The sequence below is a fragment of the Saccharopolyspora pogona genome, from assembly GCF_014697215.1.
Taxonomy (GTDB): Bacteria; Actinomycetota; Actinomycetes; order Mycobacteriales; family Pseudonocardiaceae; genus Saccharopolyspora; species Saccharopolyspora hattusasensis.
This window is the reverse complement of the sequence record NZ_CP031142.1, coordinates 9,066,389-9,083,562: the sequence shown is the minus strand read 5'-3', so window position 1 is coordinate 9,083,562 and position 17,174 is coordinate 9,066,389. Positions and strand designations below refer to the sequence as shown.

General features: G+C 69.0%; 17 protein-coding genes and 3 pseudogenes. 9 read left to right on the top strand and 11 right to left on the bottom strand.

Annotation, left to right across the window (positions count from 1 at the left end):
• Positions 1 to 128: 128 nt before the first annotated feature.
• Positions 129 to 431 (top strand): annotated as a pseudogene (locus DL519_RS48005) (MFS transporter); the annotation flags it as partial.
• 330 nt (positions 432 to 761) lie between these two features.
• On the opposite strand, the gene DL519_RS42910 reads toward DL519_RS48005, so the two are convergent.
• Positions 762 to 1,790: an MBL fold metallo-hydrolase gene (locus tag DL519_RS42910; RefSeq protein WP_190823474.1), complete on the bottom strand. Its 1,029-nt coding sequence runs from the start codon at positions 1,788 to 1,790 to the stop codon at positions 762 to 764.
• Between the two features lie 737 nt (positions 1,791 to 2,527).
• Here DL519_RS42910 and DL519_RS42905 point away from each other — a divergent pair.
• Together DL519_RS42905 and DL519_RS42900 are read left to right on the top strand one after the other, a co-directional pair.
• A complete protein-coding gene (locus tag DL519_RS42905; protein ID WP_190823473.1) occupies positions 2,528 to 2,698 on the top strand; it encodes a hypothetical protein in 171 nt (56 codons plus the stop codon).
• A 259-nt stretch (positions 2,699 to 2,957) separates the two neighbouring features.
• On the top strand, positions 2,958 to 3,656 hold the full coding sequence (locus tag DL519_RS42900) for a FadR/GntR family transcriptional regulator (RefSeq protein WP_190823472.1): 699 nt from the start codon (positions 2,958 to 2,960) through the stop codon (positions 3,654 to 3,656).
• Between the two features lie 17 nt (positions 3,657 to 3,673).
• Here DL519_RS42900 and DL519_RS42895 read toward each other — a convergent pair whose 3' ends face one another.
• Complete coding sequence (locus tag DL519_RS42895) at positions 3,674 to 4,153, bottom strand: ATP-binding protein (RefSeq protein ID WP_223840131.1); 480 nt, start codon at positions 4,151 to 4,153, stop codon at positions 3,674 to 3,676.
• 88 nt (positions 4,154 to 4,241) lie between these two features.
• Here DL519_RS42895 and DL519_RS42890 point away from each other — a divergent pair, with 88 nt between their 5' ends.
• The 4 genes from DL519_RS42890 to DL519_RS42875 all read left to right on the top strand — a co-directional run bounded on the left by DL519_RS42890 (position 4,242) and on the right by DL519_RS42875 (position 5,969).
• Positions 4,242 to 4,811 carry a WXG100 family type VII secretion target gene (locus DL519_RS42890; protein WP_190823470.1) on the top strand — a complete coding sequence of 190 codons (570 nt, stop codon included), beginning with the start codon at positions 4,242 to 4,244 and terminating at the stop codon, positions 4,809 to 4,811.
• A gap of 25 nt (positions 4,812 to 4,836) precedes the next feature.
• On the top strand, positions 4,837 to 5,067 hold the full coding sequence (locus DL519_RS42885; RefSeq protein ID WP_190823469.1) for a hypothetical protein: 231 nt from the start codon (positions 4,837 to 4,839) through the stop codon (positions 5,065 to 5,067).
• Positions 5,016 to 5,615, top strand: coding sequence for a mycofactocin oligosaccharide methyltransferase MftM (gene mftM / locus DL519_RS42880; RefSeq protein ID WP_317891450.1), 600 nt, complete (start codon positions 5,016 to 5,018; stop codon positions 5,613 to 5,615). The genes DL519_RS42885 and mftM overlap by 52 nt, the downstream gene beginning before the upstream one ends.
• 69 nt (positions 5,616 to 5,684) lie before the next feature.
• Entirely contained in the window at positions 5,685 to 5,969 is a 285-nt protein-coding gene (locus DL519_RS42875; RefSeq protein WP_190824658.1) for a hypothetical protein, read from the top strand.
• Here the strand turns inward: DL519_RS42875 and DL519_RS42870 are convergent.
• The 3 genes and pseudogenes from DL519_RS42870 to DL519_RS42860 form a co-directional block, all read right to left on the bottom strand.
• Positions 5,945 to 6,523, bottom strand: a complete 579-nt coding sequence (locus tag DL519_RS42870) for a hypothetical protein (protein WP_190823467.1) — start codon at positions 6,521 to 6,523, stop codon at positions 5,945 to 5,947. The two genes, DL519_RS42875 and DL519_RS42870, sit on opposite strands and share 25 nt — an antisense overlap.
• Positions 6,524 to 6,639: 116 nt before the next feature.
• Positions 6,640 to 7,211: pseudogene (locus DL519_RS42865) on the bottom strand (transposase family protein).
• Between the two features lie 347 nt (positions 7,212 to 7,558).
• A complete protein-coding gene (locus DL519_RS42860) occupies positions 7,559 to 7,801 on the bottom strand; it encodes a hypothetical protein (RefSeq protein ID WP_190823466.1) in 243 nt (80 codons plus the stop codon).
• Between the two features lie 125 nt (positions 7,802 to 7,926).
• On the opposite strand from DL519_RS42860, the gene DL519_RS42855 reads away from it, so the two are divergent.
• Positions 7,927 to 9,063, top strand: a complete 1,137-nt coding sequence (locus DL519_RS42855) for a helix-turn-helix domain-containing protein (RefSeq protein ID WP_223840130.1) — start codon at positions 7,927 to 7,929, stop codon at positions 9,061 to 9,063.
• Entirely contained in the window at positions 9,053 to 9,229 is a 177-nt protein-coding gene (locus tag DL519_RS42850; protein ID WP_190823465.1) for a DUF397 domain-containing protein, read from the top strand. Before DL519_RS42855 ends, DL519_RS42850 begins: the two co-directional genes overlap by 11 nt.
• Positions 9,230 to 9,417: 188 nt before the next feature.
• Here DL519_RS42850 and DL519_RS42845 read toward each other — a convergent pair whose 3' ends face one another.
• The 6 genes and pseudogenes from DL519_RS42845 to DL519_RS42820 all read right to left on the bottom strand — a co-directional run bounded on the left by DL519_RS42845 (position 9,418) and on the right by DL519_RS42820 (position 17,078).
• Positions 9,418 to 11,181, bottom strand: a complete 1,764-nt coding sequence (locus tag DL519_RS42845; RefSeq protein ID WP_190824565.1) for an acetyl/propionyl/methylcrotonyl-CoA carboxylase subunit alpha — start codon at positions 11,179 to 11,181, stop codon at positions 9,418 to 9,420.
• A gap of 69 nt (positions 11,182 to 11,250) precedes the next feature.
• Positions 11,251 to 11,499, bottom strand: coding sequence for an acyl-CoA carboxylase subunit epsilon (locus DL519_RS42840; protein WP_190823464.1), 249 nt, complete (start codon positions 11,497 to 11,499; stop codon positions 11,251 to 11,253).
• 28 nt (positions 11,500 to 11,527) lie between these two features.
• Entirely contained in the window at positions 11,528 to 13,174 is a 1,647-nt protein-coding gene (locus tag DL519_RS42835; RefSeq protein ID WP_190823463.1) for an acyl-CoA carboxylase subunit beta, read from the bottom strand.
• A gap of 286 nt (positions 13,175 to 13,460) precedes the next feature.
• Positions 13,461 to 14,654 carry a TetR/AcrR family transcriptional regulator gene (locus DL519_RS42830; protein WP_190823462.1) on the bottom strand — a complete coding sequence of 398 codons (1,194 nt, stop codon included), beginning with the start codon at positions 14,652 to 14,654 and terminating at the stop codon, positions 13,461 to 13,463.
• Positions 14,655 to 15,243: 589 nt separating this feature from the next.
• Positions 15,244 to 15,456, bottom strand: a pseudogene (locus DL519_RS42825) (transposase family protein); the annotation flags it as partial.
• Positions 15,457 to 15,701: 245 nt separating this feature from the next.
• Positions 15,702 to 17,078 (bottom strand): type I glutamate--ammonia ligase, encoded by a 1,377-nt coding sequence (locus DL519_RS42820; protein WP_190823460.1) that lies wholly within the window; start codon positions 17,076 to 17,078, stop codon positions 15,702 to 15,704.
• Positions 17,079 to 17,174 lie beyond the last annotated feature (96 nt).

Here is a 17,174-nt window from a genome sequence, read left to right as displayed (position 1 = left end):
CGAGCGCCGCCGCCCGAACCCGACAACACGTTCAGTGCAGGACAATCCGGGCACTGGTGTCCTCGCAGGTCCTGGCCGGTGCCGGGTTGTCCTCCGGTGTGGTCGTCGGGGCGCTGCTGGCCGAGAACATGCTCGAATCCAAGCGCTGGGCAGGCCTCACCGGCGCGCTGTTCACGCTCGGCGCCGCCGCGGCATCGCTGCTGATCGGCCGGTTGTCGCAACGCGGCGACCGCCGCCACGGCCTCGCGGCCGGCTACGCCATCGGCGCGCTCGGCGCGCTCGGGATCGTGGCCGCGGTCCTGCTGGACAGCCCTGTCCTGCTGCCGGTCTCGTTCCTGCCCTACGGCGCGGGAACGACGACGAACCCGCAGGCCCGCTACGCGGGTGCCGACTTGGCGGACCCTGCCCGCCGCGGACGCGCGTTGAGCATCGTGCTGCTGGCGACCACCGGCGGCGCGGTGCTCGGCCCGAACCTCACCGGAGCCACCGGTTCGGCGGCCGAATCCATCGGCCTACCGGCGTCGTCCGGACCTTCCTGCTCTCCGCCGTGGTCTACGGCGGGCGGCGCTGCTGCTGACCGCGCTGTCGCACCGCTGGCGAACCGGGCCCGCGTGCAGGGCCGGGTCGACCTGGCCGTCTCGCTGTCCGGCGCGACGGCCGGGCTGTCCAGCGGCGTCGTAATGGCCTCGACGAGCTACGGCACGCTGGCCATCGTCGGCGGCGTGCTCGCGGTGCGTGCTGCCGTTCCTGGTCGGCACCCGTCAGGCCAGCGAGTAGTGCACGACCCCTTCGACCTCTTCCTTCGCGAGCCTCCCCTGCAGGCTCAGCACGTCCAGGTGGGCGGCGGTTTCCAGCACCGCCATCATCTGGTTGAAGGGATCGCCGAGTTCGTCGAAGGTCCGCTCGCGGCGGGTCCAGGTCAACGCCCGAGCCACCTCGTACGCGGTGCTCGCGCCCTTCTCGACGATTGCAGCGGTCGCGTCCAGGCGGGTGTCGTGGTGGTCGAGGAGTTCGTCGACGCGTCGGTGGACGCTGTCGGTGGCCGGGCCGTGCGCGGGCAGCAGCCGCATGTCGGGCATCGCGCGGACGAGCCGCAGCGACGCCAGGTAGTCGCGCAGCGGAACCTCGCTGGGGGCCTGCTCGAAGCCGACGGACGGCGTGATGTGCGGCAGCACGTGGTCGCCGGCGAACATCAGCTCGGCGGAATCGTCGATGAACACCAGGTGCCCACGGGTGTGGCCCGGCGTGGCCACGGCGCGCAGGGGCCGATCGGCGAGGGTGATGTCGGTGGACTTCCCGATCCACTCGTCGGGTTCTTCCCAGAAATGCGGGCCGCGCGGGCCGTCCTCGCGGGCGGCCACGACCGCATCGCGCACCGGCTTCGCGCCGCATTCGGCGAGCAGCTCGATCTGCTTGGCCAGCGGCTTGTGCTCCGGGTCCATCAGGGTGCGGATGGTGTGCTGCTCGTCCTCGCCAAGCAGCACCTTGGAACCGTACTCGCGCCGCAGCGCCACGGCCTGGGTGTAGTGGTCGCGGTGTGCGTGGGTGACCAGGAACCGGCTGATGTCGCCAAGCCCGGCGCCGATCCCGCGCAGCGCGGTGGCGAGTTGTTCGCGCGACTCCTCCAGCGCCCAGCCGCCGTCGACGAGGGTCAGCGTGTCTCCGTCGGCGATCGCGTAGACGTTCACGGCGCGCAGGCCGTCGTTGGGAAGGGGCAACGGGATCCGGTGCACGCCAGGCGCGACTTCGTACGCACCCGGCTCCATCCACTCGTGCCGCGAATCGGCCATGACCACACCTCCAAGCGCGCCCCGACCGGGCGGTCCACAAGGAGTACCACACCCATACCAACCAGTCAGTACGCCGAGGACCACAGCGCGACGCGCGCGAAGCCCCGGCGTCCTGCCCCACCTGGCCGCCGCGCCCGGCGTCGCCCCCGGTTTCGCCGGGGCGGCGACGCATGCGAATCGCGGCCGAGCTGCGAAATTTAGCCACGCGAACGGCCCAGCCAACCGCCCCGGAAAGCCCGCGAATCGCCGCCCAAATCATCCACATTGGACACTCATCGGCAGGTCGAGGCCGAAATCGTGTCGTTCGTCACGCATGGCCTTCAACCGCCCCGCAGGTGTCCGGCGGAGCCCAACGTTTCGGCCGATCAGGGACTCGCGGGCGCCGCTTCTGGTCGCCACAGCACCCCAACGCTCACGAGCATCTAGCAGTGCAAACGGCCCTGCAGGCGAAACGCCTCGGCCCCGGATGCCGCCGGGCACGCTCGGCGCCGCGCGCTCCGACCCGGACGAAGCACGGCACGTTCATTTCATAACGCGATGTTGACTGCCAATATGGAATAGATGTTTCATTCCGTGTCGATGGGTCGCCCCCCGGTCGCTCCGCCGCTCGCCGCCAGCTGGAGCGACCGTTGCCCGATCGAACCCGAAGCTGCTGGCCACGCCGTTCTCGTTAAAGCGCGCCGAACTCGCGCACCTCGAGGGACTCGACGACGCGGAACGCACCCGGAGGATCACGGGTGTCTACTGAGGACCTCGCGGTGGTCATCGACGGCCTGCCGCTGGTGGACCACCACGTGCACCTTCGCCGCATTGATCGCGCTCGCGCGCGCCATCGATGCGGTCGTCGCGCTGAGCCCGGCCCGGGCGGCGAGAGCCGGGCCACGGGCTCCAGCCCGGCCAGCGGGTAGTCGGCCAGCAACTACCGGCAGACCTTCCGCTCCCCGGCGGTGGCGGTGCCCTGCTGCTACCGCAGCAACTCAACCACAGGAGCCCGACCAGTCATCAAAAAACCCCAAGTCCGCAAAAACCCCAGCCCCACCGGACTATACCCACCACCCCGGGGCCCACGAAGCGTCCTCATTGGACCGGCGCATCCTTGACGGGGTGCGGGTGGGCGTTTACAGTCGCCGGGTTCTGGACATCTGATGTCTTGCTGGGGGGTTCGGGGTGTCGCTGCCGGAGGAGATTTCCGAGCGGCTGCTCGCCGCGATCATCGACGGTACCCATCCGCCCGGGGTGGCGCTGCCCTCCGAGGGCGAGCTGGCCGAGCAGTTCTCGGTCAGCCGGTTGACCGTTCGGGAGGCCATCAAGGCTCTCCGGGTGCAGAACGTCGTCCGCATCCAGCGGGGCCGCGGGACCTACGTCAACGCCCCCGCGCAGTGGACCGCGCTGGATCCGATGATCCGGGCCGCGACCGCGCCCAAGTCGAGCCGGGTCGTGTCGGAGAGCCTGATCGACGCCCGCCGGCTGCTGGAGGTTGGTGCCGCCGAGCTCGCCGCCGCCAAGCGGACCGAGGAAGACCTCACGCAGCTGCAGGAACAGCTGCACGACATGCGCACCGCTGCCGACACCGACGATGTGGAGTTGTTCGTCGCCGCCGACGTCGCTTTCCACAACACCGTGATGCAGTCAACCGGCAACGTGTTCATCCCGCTGATGTTCGAGCCGTTCGGGCGGTTGCTGATCGAGGGCCGGCGGGAGACCTCCGCTGGCCCCGAGATCCGCGCCAACGCCATCGAGCACCACGCCGAGATCCTGCGCGCGCTGGAGTCGGGCGACCCGGCGCGGGCCCGGCGGGCGATGACCGACCACCTCGCGCAGACCTCCGAAGACCTGCGCACCCACGTGATCGAAAAGCAGGTCTGACCGGCGATCCGCCGGAGTCAGGGCGAACGGCGGAGCCGCCGGCGCCAGCACAGCGACTCGGTGCCGCGCAACAACGTCTCGACGGCCGGCTTGGACCACCACGGGATCACGCCGCTCTGCATCACGCTGTCGATCACGCCGTCGACGGCGTTGTTCGTGCGCTCGGAGAACTCCGCGTCCGCGGCGACCGCGGCGCGCACCTGCGCCAGCGCCTTCTCGCGGTTCTCCGGGTTCAGCCGCGCGCCGACGACCAGCAGGCACAGCATCAGCTGGCGCAAGTGGATCCGGCCGGTGTTCTCGTACTTGCGGCCGAGCTCGAAGGCCGGCTCGGTGACGATCGCACGCGGCGACTTGACCGCCTGCTCCAGGTTCGACTCGGCGTAGGGCACCAGCGTCCCGCAGCGCCGCCGGATGTCGGCCAGCGCCGCGCTCTTGCCGCTGCCGCGCGGCCCGACCAGCACGACGACCGGCCGGTAAGTACCGCAGCGAGCGGCCACACTGATCACAGTTCGCCGAAACCGGTTGATCATCGACTTGGCGTGCCATAGGACTGCGTGAGGTGCCGCAGTTCTATGGGGAAACGGGATGGACCGGTTCGCTGTCCGCTACGCCGCGATTGGCGAGGCGTGGGAGAGCGTCCGCAACGCCACCGGACAGGTCCGGACGAAGCTGGCCGATCTCGACGGATCCCTCGGGCCGCTGCGGGCGTCCTGGACCGGACAAGCCGCGGAGAGCTTCGAGGTGGCGCGGGCGACGTGGGTTCGCGAAGCCGAGGAAATGACCGAGTTCCTCGGCGACATGGCGGACCTGCTGTCGCTGATCGACGAGAACTACCACAGCGCGCACCAGGCGAACCTGGCCATCTGGGACGCCCCCGCCGGTTCGTCGGGCGGGTCTGCGACCGTTCCGATGTCGGCTGGCCCGGCCGCCGGACCAGGCGGCGAAGTCGACGTCTCCATCGAGGAACTGCGCCGCGCCGCGCGGTCGTTCCACGGACTCCAGCAGCAGCTGGCCGACAACATGGGCTGGATCAGCCGGAACCTGCACACCAATGCCGCTGGTATGGCGGGGGCCGACCCGGTGCTGGCCCCGTGGCGCACCCTCTACGACGACACCGCGCAGGCGGTGTGGGCGGGTCCTCGACGCGGCCACTGACGTGCTGGGCGGCATCGCGCAGGGCATGACCGACACGGGCAACAACTACATCGACTCCGAAGAAGCCTCCGTCCCCGGACACGGTGCCGCGTTCCCGGAACGATTACCTCAACTCCCGGTCGATGCCGTCCACCCCGGCCCCGAACCACCACCCAGCGGCTCGAACGCCCCAGCGCAGTCCCTGGAGGACTGGGGCTATGAGTACTGGCCCGACGGCGACCCCGATCGGTCTACGACAACACCCTTGCCCGCATAGAGGAGTGCTGGTCCCGCCCCGTCGACGAGCCCGCCCCATCGTCGATAGCCGGCTTCGCCCCGGTCTACCGCCGGGCCATGCAGCTGGTCCCGCCGGGCAGGGTGCTGGACATGGGCTCCTGCTTCGGTTTCCTGCCCCTCCTGTTGGCCCAGCGCGGCCAGAACACGGTCATCGCCTCGGACCTCGTGCCAGGAAGCATGCAGCTCCTCAGCGCCGTCGCCGAGGCGCGCGGTACCCGACTGCACACCCTGGTGTGCGACGCAGCCCGGGTACCGCTGCCGGACCGGTCGGTGGACGCGGTCACCGCGGTGCACCTGTTGGAACACTTGGACGTGATGCAGGGCGAGGTGGTGCTTGTCGAGGCGCTTCGGTTGGCCCGCCACCGGGTCGTGATTGCCGTCCCCTTCGAGGACGAGCCCACCGCGGCCTACGGCCACGTCTGCACCTTCACCCGCCAGGACTTGGTCGAGCTCGGCCGCGCAGCGGGACACCGCTTCGAGGTCGACGAACACCACGGTGGCTGGCTCGTCGTCCACGTCGGCCGATGAAGAGCCCTGAGTCGCTTTGGTCGTTCCAACGACCAAAGCGACTCACGGCACTTTCTGGACCAGCCGAGTGTGGGGGCGGGCCTGGGTGAAGGGCACAACACCGACCGCCTCGACATCAGCGGAGCCCGCTGGGGCCTCGACGGCGCCGAAGCCGTCCTGAAACTCCGTACCGTCACCGTCAACGGTCATCTCGACGCCTGCTGGAAAGATCAGTCGCTCGGGAACATCAACGCCGCTACCCAGCCAGTGACCAGGAAGGTCACGCCCTCACTGCATGACGACGGCGGCCATGGAACCGTCCTGCCTCCGCGTGCTACCCCATCGGGCGATCAGGAGAAGATGTTGGTGGCCTGATGGAAGTCCAGGCGGGACAGTCCCGCAGTGGCGCAGTCGAGGTTGGGGGTGATGACGCCCTCGGCGATGGTGACGGTGTCGCCCTGCAGGGTGCCGCGGGTGATGGTGGCGCTGCCGCCCAGGGTCTGGGGCTTGGCGGGGTCGGTCTGGAAGGTGATCTCGTCGTCGCTGGTGGTGCCGTCGGACCAGGTAAGGCGTCCGGTGCCGGTGAGGGTGAACAGCAGGTTGCAGAGGCCGCCACCATCGACGACGTCGCTCACCGTGGCGGTGCCGTTCACCGCCTCGTCGTACCAGGCCAGCTCGGGGTGGCTGCCGTTGGGCGAGTGACAGGGCAAGGGGTTGTTGGTGGAGACATGGGCGGTGACGGTCGAGGTGACACCGGACTGGAGCGGCGGCTCGAACACCGCATAGCCACTGGAGTACGGGCAGAGCAGGTCACCAAGGGCGGCCTGGGCGGGGGCGGCCGGGCTCACCACGACGGCCGTGGCCGCCAGAGCCAAGGCGGCCGTCAGGACGGCACCACGGCGACGGGAACGGCTGTGGATGGATGTCATGCGGGCCTCCCTGCCCTCGCGGATGCGGCGCAACCGCTGCGATCAAGGACGGTGGCAGCGTCGGCATGGTGTTGTCAATGATCCTTTTTGCGTAAACGGTTAGTTGCGCTGGGTGATCATGTGGTGCGGTCGTGGTCGACGTGCAGGAGCACGAGGGCGGCCGCGACGATCTTCCCGATCGCCCAGGGACACAAGCTGACGTTACGGAGGGCCTTGAACGTGGTTTTGAGCAATGGGTTTCCGCGTTCGCCGATCGCGCGTTGTCCGTTGTGAATTTTGTTGTGGACCTTCTGGCCCTCGGTGAGTTGACCACCCTGGGGTTTCTTGAACGCTACGGTGATCGTGCCGGCTTCGCCTTCGTACCCGAGGTCGCCCAGGACTGGCAGGTCATCGCAGGCCGTCAGCGCGGGAAGGATGTCGGGGTGCGTGCGCAGTGCGGTGGTGTCATGTTCTCGCCCTGGCCGCACCTCGGAGGTCCACAGTGGCCAAATTTACCGATCGCGTTGTCGCCGGCCACGCGGGTGCCGTCGAGGAACCAGCGCAGGATCAGGACGGCATGCTTGAACGGGCTCAGTGCCCGGCTGCCGGTCCGGGTGCCGGGGCGGCGGCGTTCGTCGTGGAGCAGGGTGGACAGGAACAGCACCGCCTGGTCGCGTACGGGCAGCGCGGCGGTGTATGTGACACTCATCAGGACGCGGAACCTCTATGAAGTTGATCTGTGGAAGGACCATCTTCATACCGAAGTTCCGCGTCTTTGTGTTGCACCGCAACACCTTCGGCGCATCATCAGCTACCGCTACCCGACGTCACCACTGGTCACTCGGAAAGGCTCACTGAGCGAATCGTGCCGTGTGATGTCCAAGGCGGTGCGAAACGCTCAGGCGAGCATTGCGAAACTCAACGAGACGGTCGGCGATCTGGACATCTTCTCCGCTGGATCAGGTGATAGCGATATTGGCCGAGTCAGACGTGCTCGACGCGTTTCCCGAGCCCGTCCCACCAATCCCGGTGTTCCAGTATCCGTCGATGTGACCGTCAGCCCTGCGCGGCCAGCCAACCGAAACGACGCAGGGCACGGGCGAAGCGCTCGGTGTCCTCTGCCAGGCGGCCCAGGCGTGCGGTGTCCACATCACCGCCCGGGATGCGGCTAGCTTCGTCCGCCAGGTCCTGGTGCAGCACCAGCATCGCGGATGCCATCTCGCGCGGTGTGTCGATCCGTGCCGGGATCATCCCGTCCATCGCGGTGCGGGCAGCAAGGCCCGGAAACCGGGATGCCACGAAGCAATCCGCGCACTCTTGCTTGCCCACCGACAGCCTGGGACAAGACTCCCCGGGCACCGAGCAGTCCTCCACCTCTCCAGCTTGAAACAGCTGACCACACCAAGACCGGATCAGCGAATCGCTTGCGCCGCAACGAATATGCGCGAACCGGCACCACTCCGGCACAACCCCCTGCCGGTACTGGAAATGCCGGATCTGGTCAGCCAGCCGATCCGCGTGTCGCACGTCTTCCCACCGCTCGTGCAATTAAACTTCCTCCCCTAGCAAGCGTTTTCGTTGCCACGTTCTACCCACTACCAACCATCGAGCAACGTGGCATCGTCAACAAGGTCGTGACCGTGGGCGCAACAGGTGATGTGGGCAGGTCATGGCGCTGGGGGTGCCGTTGCACGGCGACAACACGGAGACGCAGCATGACCAAGACACCGAAAGGGCGGGCTCTGGGGAGCGCGCTGCGCCAAGCACGACAGGACCGGGACCTGACCGTTAGGGCGTTCGCCAGCCAGCTCGGGCGCGACCCCGGAGTGCTCTCTCGCTGGGAAACCGGCGAGCGGACACCGAAACCCGAGCAGGTTGCACAAATCCTCACATCACTCGGCGTCAATGGCGATGAGTACGAAGAGATCATCCAGCTGACCTACGGCGCGAACGACTCCAACTGGGTTGCGACGACTCTCCCGGCGCAGCGCCAGCAGCTGGCGGCCTACATCGACTTCGAGCAGAACGCGACGAAGATTCTTGAAGTGTCGCCGCTGCTGATCCCCGGGCTACTCCAAACCAGCGACTACATCCGCATCATCATGACGGAAGCAGAAGTTCCGGCCGGTGAGCTAGCAGCGCGAGTCGCTGTTCGGATCGGGCGCCGCGATGTGATCACTCGCAACGCACCTGCACAATACGTTGCGCTGATCGGAGAGGCCGCCCTCCGACAACTGCTCGGCGGCCGAGAGGTGATGGCCGAGCAGATCAGGTACCTCCTGGAAATGACTCGGCGGCCCAACATCGACCTGCGGGTCTTCCCTTTCGGCAGCGGATGGCATCCCGCTCTCGAAGGGCCGTTTCACCTCATAGAGACAGGTGAGGGCACGGTCGTGCACCTGGAGAACCGCAAGTCCGCATTGTTCTTGCACGAAAAATCGGACGTACGCACCTACCAACGAGCGGCTGAGAAGGTACTTGGCGTGGCGATGAGCCAAGCCGAATCTGTCAAGCTGATCAGGTACATCGCCAACAGCATGGAGAAGGACGATGAACGCTGAAACGACCTGGCGCAAGTCCAGCTACAGCGCCAACACCGCGACCTGCGTCGAGCTCACAAGTTCCTTAGACCGAATCCGCGACTCCAAGGACCCGCACGGCCCGACCCTGCAGGTCGACGTCGCCGGGTTCGTGCAGGCCGTCAAGAGCGGCCGGTTCGACCGCTGAACAGCGCCGGGGCGCCCCGAGCCAGGGCAAAGCCGGTGATGGGTGGATGAAGCGAACGGCCTGTTTGCTGCACCTATTGACGTGAACAGTCCGTTCGCCTCACCCCAGCGACGCCAGATACACCACCGCCGCACAACGAGTCCCAAGCAGCCTCTATGACTGCCCAAAAGACTCACGGCCCCGGACGTTCAGTCCTTGAGTTCGCAGAGCACGGTGCCCTGGGAGACCGAGTCGCCCGGCTGGGCCGACATGCCGGTGACCGTGCCCGCCTTGTGGGCCGTCACCGGGTTCTCCATCTTCATCGCTTCCAGCATCGCGATCAGGTCGCCCGCCGCGACCTCCTGGCCGTCGGTGACCGCGATCTTCACGATCGTGCCCTGCATCGGCGCCGTCACCGCGTCGCCGGACACCGCCGCCCCGGCCTTGCCCGCGGAACGCTTGCGCGGCTTGGCCTTCGCCGCCGGGGCGGCCGAGGACACCGCCAGCTCCGCCGGCAGCGAGACCTCCAGGCGGCGTCCGCCGACCTCGACGGTGATCGTCTGCCGCGGCTCCGGCTCCTCCGCCTCGACACCTCCGGTGAATGGCTCGATGGTGTTGTCGAACTCCGTCTCGATCCACCGGGTGTGCACGGCGAAACCGTCGGTGCCGACAAACGCCGGGTCGCGGACGATCGCGCGGTGGAACGGCAGCACCGTGGCCATGCCCTCGACGACCATCTCGTCCAGCACCCGCCGCGACCGCTCCAGAGCCTGCTGGCGGTCCGCGCCGGTGACGATCACCTTGGCCAGCAGCGAGTCGAACTGGCCGCCGATCACGCTGCCCGACTCGACCCCGCCGTCCACCCGGACACCCGGTCCGTGTGGCGCGACGAAACGGGTCACGGTACCCGGCGCGGGCAGGAAGTTGCGGCCCGCGTCCTCACCGTTGATCCGGAACTCGATCGAGTGGCCGCGCGGCTCGGGGTCGGCGGTGATCCGCAGCTTCTCCCCGGCGGCGATGCGGAACTGCTCGCGGACCAGGTCCAGGCCGGTGGTCTCCTCCGAGACCGGGTGCTCGACCTGCAGGCGGGTGTTGACCTCCAGGAACGAGATCGTCCCGTCCAGGCCCACCAGGAACTCCACGGTACCCGCGCCGTAGTAGCCGGCCTCGGCGCAGATGGCCCGCGCCGCCTCGTGGATGGTGCGGCGCTGCTCGTCGCTGAGGAACGGCGCCGGGGCCTCCTCGACCAGCTTCTGGTGGCGCCGCTGCAGCGAGCAGTCGCGGGTGCCCACGACCACCACGTTGCTGTGCTGGTCGGCGAGGACCTGCGCCTCGACGTGCCGTGGCCGGTCCAGGTAGCGCTCCACGAAGCACTCGCCGCGGCCGAACGCCGTCTCGGCCTCGCGCACCGCCGACGCGTACAGCTCGGGGATCTCCTCCAGCGTCCGGGCGACCTTCAGGCCCCGGCCGCCGCCGCCGAACGCGGCCTTGATGGCCACCGGCAACCCGTACTCCTCGGCGAACTTGACGACCTCGTCGGCGCCCGGCACCGGGTCCTTCGTCCCCGGCACCAGGGGCGCCCCGGCGCGGGTCGCGATGTGCCGCGCGGTGACCTTGTCGCCGAGGTCCCGGATCGACTGCGGCGACGGCCCGATCCAGATCAGCCCCGCGTCGAGCACCGCCTGGGCGAACTCGGCGTTCTCCGACAGGAAGCCATAGCCGGGGTGCACCGCGTCGGCTTCCGCGCGCTTCGCGACGTCGATGATCTTGTCGATGTTCAGGTACGACTCGCCGGGCGTCGAACCGCCCAGCGCGAAGGCCTCGTCGGCCAGCCGCACGAACACCGCGTCGGCGTCGGGCTCGGCGTAAACGGCGACGGAGGCGATGCCCTCGTCCTTGCAGGCGCGGATCACCCGCACCGCGATCTCACCGCGGTTGGCGATCAGGACCTTGCTGATCGGCGTCAGGTCCACAGTGGTCAACTCCTCATTTCCCGGCGCGACGCCGGACGGCTGGCGAAATCTTGTTGGCGGGCAACGACATCAGCCCGGCAGGGCCGAAGCGCGCCAGGAGTGCGGGCCGGGGCGCAGTGGGCTGCGGCCCGCCGGGTGCCGCAGCGCGGCGGCCGGGTCGCCCCACAGCGACATCGGCCGCTGCTGTGGCGGCGCCACGGACTTCGCGGCGGCTAGGCCGGTCAGCGCCGCGGTCAGCGCGGCGATCTCGGCGTCGTCGGGATTGCCGCGCACGATGCGCAGCACCGGTCGCTGATCCGGCGTCACGTCGTGGCTCATCGGGCACCTCCTAGCGGGTGGGACGACGTCACAGCGGGATGTTGCCGTGCTTCTTCGCGGGCAGGCTGGCGCGCTTGTCGCGGAGCATCCGCAGCGACCGCGCCACGTACCCGCGGGTGTAGGACGGCGGGATCACCGAGTCGACGTAGCCGCGTTCGGCGGCCACGTACGGGTTGCAGAGGGCGTCCTCGTACTCCTGCTGCAACTGCGCGCGCACGGCCTCGACGTCCTCGCCGTTGTCCGCCGCCTCCGCCAGCTGCCGCCGGTACAGGATGTTCGCCGCGCCCTGCGCACCCATCACCGCGATCTGCGCGGTCGGCCACGCCAGGTTGACGTCGGCCCCCAGGTGCTTGGAGCCCATCACGTCGTAGGCGCCGCCGTAGGCCTTGCGGGTGATCACGGTGACCAGCGGGACGGTCGCCTCGGCGTAGGCGTACAGCAGCTTCGCGCCGCGCCGGATGATGCCGTTCCACTCCTGGTCGGTGCCCGGCAGGAAGCCCGGCACGTCCACGAAGGTCAGCACCGGGATGTTGAAGGCGTCGCAGGTGCGCACGAACCGCGCGGCCTTCTCGCTGGCGTCGATGTCCAGGGTGCCGGCGAACTGGGTGGGCTGGTTGGCCACCACACCCACCGGGTGGCCCTCGATGCGCCCGTAGCCGGTGATGATGTTCGGCGCGAACAGCGCCCCGACCTCCAGGAACTCCTCGTCGTCCACGACGCGGGAGATGACCTCGTGCATGTCGTAGGGCTGGTTCGGCGAATCCGGGACCAGCGCGTCCAGCTCGCGGTCCGCGTCTGTGATCGACTCGGCGACCGAGCCGGTGCCGGTGTCGGTGTCGGAGCCCTCGAACACCGGCGCCTCGGCCAGGTTGTTGCTGGGCAGGAAGGACAGCAGCTCCTTGACGTAGGCGATGGCGTCCGCCTCGTCGGTGGCCAGGTAGTGCGCGTTGCCGGAGCGCGAGTTGTGGGTGCGCGCCCCGCCGAGCTCCTCGAAGGTCACGTCCTCGCCGGTGACCGTCTTGATCACGTCCGGGCCGGTGATGAACATGTGCGAGGTCTGGTCGACCATCACGGTGAAGTCGGTGATCGCCGGGGAGTACACCGCGCCGCCCGCGCACGGGCCCATGATCAGCGAGATCTGCGGGATGACGCCGGAGGCGTGGGTGTTGCGCTTGAAGATCTCGGCGTACAGGCCGAGCGCGGCGACGCCCTCCTGGATGCGCGCGCCGCCGGAATCGTTGATGCCGATCAGCGGGCAGCCGGTCTTCAGCGCCAGGTCCATGACTTTGACGATCTTCTCGCCGAACACCTCGCCCAGCGACCCGCCGAAGACGGTGAAGTCCTGGGAGAACACGCACACCTTGCGGCCGTCGACGGTGCCGTAGCCGGTCACCACGCCGTCGCCGTAGGGGCGGTTCGCGTCCATGCCGAAGTTCGTGGAGCGGTGCCGCGCGTGCTCGTCGAGTTCCACGAACGAACCCGGGTCCAGCAGCATGTCGATGCGTTCGCGGGCGGTGTTCTTGCCCTTCGCGTGCTGCTTGGCCACCGCGCGCGCCGAGCCGGCGTGCACCGCCTCGTCATTCCGCCGGTACAGATCCGCCAGCTTGCCGGCGGTCGTGTGGATGTCCGGCACGTCAACCGGCGGCTGACCGACCGGCTCTGTCGCGCTGCTCATGCAACCAACCCGTCCTCGTTACCTGCTCAGCTCCAGTGTCGGCCGCCCGCCCGCGGCGTTCCAGGCTCGGACGCGGGTCATCACGCGGCGCACGAGGCCAACCGGTCTCTCTAGCGCTGGGCGCGCACACGCGGAAGCAGACCAACTCTTCGCGGAGCGTAGTTCGGCCCGCCCTTCGAAGTCAATTTCGAAGTGAGCAATCCCTAGCCCATCACCGACCCACACAAACCTGCCTCCTGCAGGGATGATGCTTAAGTGAATAGCCGGTAGCAGGCCATGTGGTCGATCACATGGGCGAGGCCGGGGTGTGCAGCATCAGCGCAGCCCCGATCCGCGACAGCGCATCGACGTCGCGCACCGAGCCGGTGCGAGCCATGTCGTTGGCCGCCGTCAACGCCGCCTGCACCAGGATCCGGGAACGCACCGGGTCGAGCTCCGGCCGCGCCTCGCACAGCAGCCCGACCCACTCGGCCACGTAGGCGTGCTGGGTCTGCCGCGCCCGGTGCCGTTCCGCGTCCGGCAGGTGGTTGACCTCGCTGACCAGGATGTCGATGAACCGTCCGTGGTCGAAGGCGAACGTGATGTAGGAGCGCAGCAGCTCGCGCAGCGCGTCGTCGGCGGCCGGGGTGTTGGCCAGGATCCGTTCGAGCTCGACCTCCAGCCACGCGTTGCCGCGGGTGATCACGGTGCCGAGCACTTCCTGCTTGCTGGCGAAGTAGTTGTACAGACTGGGCCCGGCGATGCCCGCCGCCGCGCCGACGTCCTCGGTCGTCACCTTGGTGTAGCCGGCGTCGGAGAACAGCCGCATCGCCGCGGACAGCAGCAGCCGGCGCCGGGAGGCGCGCCCGGCGAACAGGGCGGACCGCTGGTCGGAGTCGGCCGCGCGGTGGTCGGCGAACCGCTGTGGCGGCTGCGTCCCGATGACCACCACCATGGCCCGCAGCAGCTGCTCGAACTCGCGCCGGGGCAGGTCCACCTGATGGTAGGACGGGCTGGTCAGGACGCTGAACATGCACCACGCGCGGAACCGGGCGTCCTCGCCGGTCAGCTCGTGCCGGAAGGCGCGCGCCACCTCGGCGAGCCCGCTGGCGACGCCGCGCAGCTCCTCCCGCAGCACGTCGCGCTGCTCCTCCGGCAGGTGCCGGGCTTCGCGCTGCCACAGCACGCCCAGCTGGCGGTGGTCCAGCGCGGCGGCGGCGAGCTGCGCGACCACCTCGTCGAGGTCCCGCTCGGCCACCTGCGCGGCGATCGAGCTGAACGGGTGGAGCTCGTCGAGCACGACCCGGGTGAGCAGCTGCTGCTTGCCCGCGAAGTGCCGGTACAGCGCCGACGACCCGACCCCGACGGCCTCGGCGATGTCGCTCATCCCGACCCGCGCGTAGCCGAGCCGGTAGAACAGGTCCGCGGCCGCCGCGGTGATCAGCGCCCGGCGGTTGCGGGGGCGCGTGTTGCGAGCAGGTGGATTGGTCACCTCAGCCATCGCCGCCTCCCCTGTTCGCCCAGCACAGCGAGCATACTTGCGCACCGCGTTCGGCCGACGTCAGCGCTGCATGGCAGACAACACCCCACCGGGGATCATCGGCGAAACCACCGTCCGGCAACGGTTTTCCACCGCCGCGGCGGAGCGCTCACGCGGACACGACGGAACCGGACTGCTCCTACGCGGTCAATGCTTCCGCTACCGCCCCCTCGCCTGGCCGACGGTGACGTCATCGGCGTCGGCCAGCCAGAACCGCATCGGCCGCATCCTCGCCCAGGAGCATCTCGGTCTCGACCGACCGCGGCACGACGGTCAGAACCTCGCGAATCCGCTCGGGATCGGTGCACGTGGCCGGCCCCGGTGCGGTGTCCTTGCGACCGAGCCTGCCGTCCCGCGCTCACAGCTCCCTCGCAGAACGCACACCCCGATCGCGCTTTTCGAAGGTTGTCCGCAATTTCGGCTCTTCTGCTTCTTCCGTGGGTTAGGCGTGTCCGGGGATTGACACATCTACCGAGACATGACACCGGTAAGAACCGGCATTGTCACTCACGACCCGACGGACACCCGTCCGTGCGAGAGCACGCACGGCCGCCCGCAAAAACACCCGGGTGGTCCCGAGATCCAGCGCCCGCCACCGACGACGCCCACCACCCCGGTCATAGCGCCCAGATCTACGGCCGCACCGACCACAGCGCCCCCGCCCCCGCACGTGCCCCCGCACGTGCACCACCACCACTTCGGCGGTCTCGTCGAACTCGACATCCTCGATGACCGTGCGCCGGTCGACGCCACCACAACACACATAAACCGGCCTTCGGCACGTCGTTGTCCGCTCCTCGGTTCCTGACTCTGGACAAGCCAGAAACTTAGACGAAGCAACGGCATGCCCCGTCTCCGGACCCAAAACCCCAGCTCACACCACCCACAGAAACGTCACAAGAGCCGCAATTTCCATTGAAATCGAAGGTTCGATTTCAATGGAAATTGCGGTGAACGCGGTGAAGGCCGGGAGATTCTGGGCCGAGGCCGCGCTGCGCGCTTTCCCGATCACCAACGCCAGCGGGTGAGCGCGGCTAGCTCCTCGGGAGAGGTGCCGGCAAATCGCTCCGCCTCGGCTCGGCGAACCGTGAGCATCGCGTCGTGCAGTTCCTTGCCCAGAGCGTCCGTCAGCACCGCCGACTCCGCCAGCGCATCGGCCGCTTCCGCCGCGTTCGTGGGCAGCCGGTTGATTCCCGCCGCAGCGCGTTCGTCGTCGGACAGAGCCGCCGGGTCGCCGGTGATCTCCGCGGGCAGCCACAGTTCCTCGCGCACGCCCGCGAGCCCCGCCGCCAGCACCGCGCCGACGACCAGGTACGGATTCGCGGTGGCGTCGAAGCACTTCACCTCGGCATTCGCGGCCCACTGCTCGGTGCCGGTTGTGCCGGTGATCAGCCGCACCGCCGCCTCCCGCGTCTCCTTGCCCCACACCTGCCACACCCCGGCCCAGCGAGACGGCTCCAGCCGCAGGAAGCTCGCCGGGTTGCCGCCGCCGATCGCCTGCAGCGCGGGAAGTTCCCGCAGCACACCGGCCAGGAACGCCTCCCCGGGAGGCCGCAGGCCGTAGCGCCCCGGGCCGTCCGCGAGCAGGTTGCCGTCCGCACCGTGCACGGACAGGTGCAGATGTGCGCCGGAGCCCGCACCGCCGGGCACCAGGCAGGGCGCAAAACTCGCGCGCCAGCCGTGGCGGCGCGAGACCGCGCGCACGGTGTGCCGCACGAGCAGGGCGTCGTCGGCGGCACCGAGCGGATCCTTGGCTGCCACCGACAACTCGACCTGGCCGAGCGCGTATTCGGGGTGGAATTGCTGCACGTCGAGCCCCTGCTCACGCAGCACGGCGACCAGTTCGAGCGCGTAGTCGGCCGTCGCCTCCAGGCGCACCTGGCCGTAGCCGGGCCCGGTGAAGGCCGGGACGAACTCCTCTGCGCCGGGTGCGCCCAGCGCCCATTCGTGCTCGAAGGCGGCGAAGGCGGTCAGTCCGGCATCCGCGGCGGCCCGCACCTGGCGAGCCGCGAACGCCCGCTGGCAGGCGACGAACGGCCGCCCGTCCTGGCCGAACTTGTCGGCGGGCGCCCAGGCCCAGCCCGGTAGCGCCGCCAGCCGCACCAGCCGGTCGAGGTCGGGCACCAGCCGCAGGTCGCCGTCCGGTCCACCGAGGTAGCGGCCCCGCACCATCGCGTCGTCGAAGGTGAAAGTCTCAAAGCACGGCGAGGCCCCGACGCCGTACCGCGCCGCGGCGGCCAACCGGTCCAGCGGAACCGTCTTGACCCGGACGATCCCTGCGTTGTCCACAAAGGACATCTCGACCATCTCGACGCCCTCGCCGCGCAACCTCGCGACGTCGCCGGCCAACCCGGCCCGCTCGGCCCCCGGAATCCGCTCGCTCATGCTCGCCACGTTATCCGGCGGCGCAAGCAAAAGGGCGCCGCCGACGAGCATTCCGGCCGCACCCCTCGTTCGAGTGAAGTGTGAAGGGCGCCTTAC

Excerpts from the sequence above, each read along its gene's own strand:
- DL519_RS42910 (WP_190823474.1), bottom strand. The coding sequence starts at position 1,790 with ATGGCCGATTCGCGGCACGAGTGGATGGAGCCGGGTGCGTACGAAGTC.
- DL519_RS42890 (WP_190823470.1), top strand. The coding sequence starts at position 4,242 with ATGGACCGGTTCGCTGTCCGCTACGCCGCGATTGGCGAGGCGTGGGAG.
- DL519_RS42885 (WP_190823469.1), top strand. The coding sequence starts at position 4,837 with ATGACCGACACGGGCAACAACTACATCGACTCCGAAGAAGCCTCCGTC.
- DL519_RS42870 (WP_190823467.1), bottom strand. The coding sequence starts at position 6,523 with ATGACATCCATCCACAGCCGTTCCCGTCGCCGTGGTGCCGTCCTGACG.
- DL519_RS42850 (WP_190823465.1), top strand. The coding sequence starts at position 9,053 with ATGAACGCTGAAACGACCTGGCGCAAGTCCAGCTACAGCGCCAACACC.
- DL519_RS42840 (WP_190823464.1), bottom strand. The coding sequence starts at position 11,499 with ATGAGCCACGACGTGACGCCGGATCAGCGACCGGTGCTGCGCATCGTG.
- DL519_RS42835 (WP_190823463.1), bottom strand. The coding sequence starts at position 13,174 with ATGAGCAGCGCGACAGAGCCGGTCGGTCAGCCGCCGGTTGACGTGCCG.
- DL519_RS42830 (WP_190823462.1), bottom strand. The coding sequence starts at position 14,654 with ATGGCTGAGGTGACCAATCCACCTGCTCGCAACACGCGCCCCCGCAAC.
- DL519_RS42820 (WP_190823460.1), bottom strand. The coding sequence starts at position 17,078 with ATGAGCGAGCGGATTCCGGGGGCCGAGCGGGCCGGGTTGGCCGGCGAC.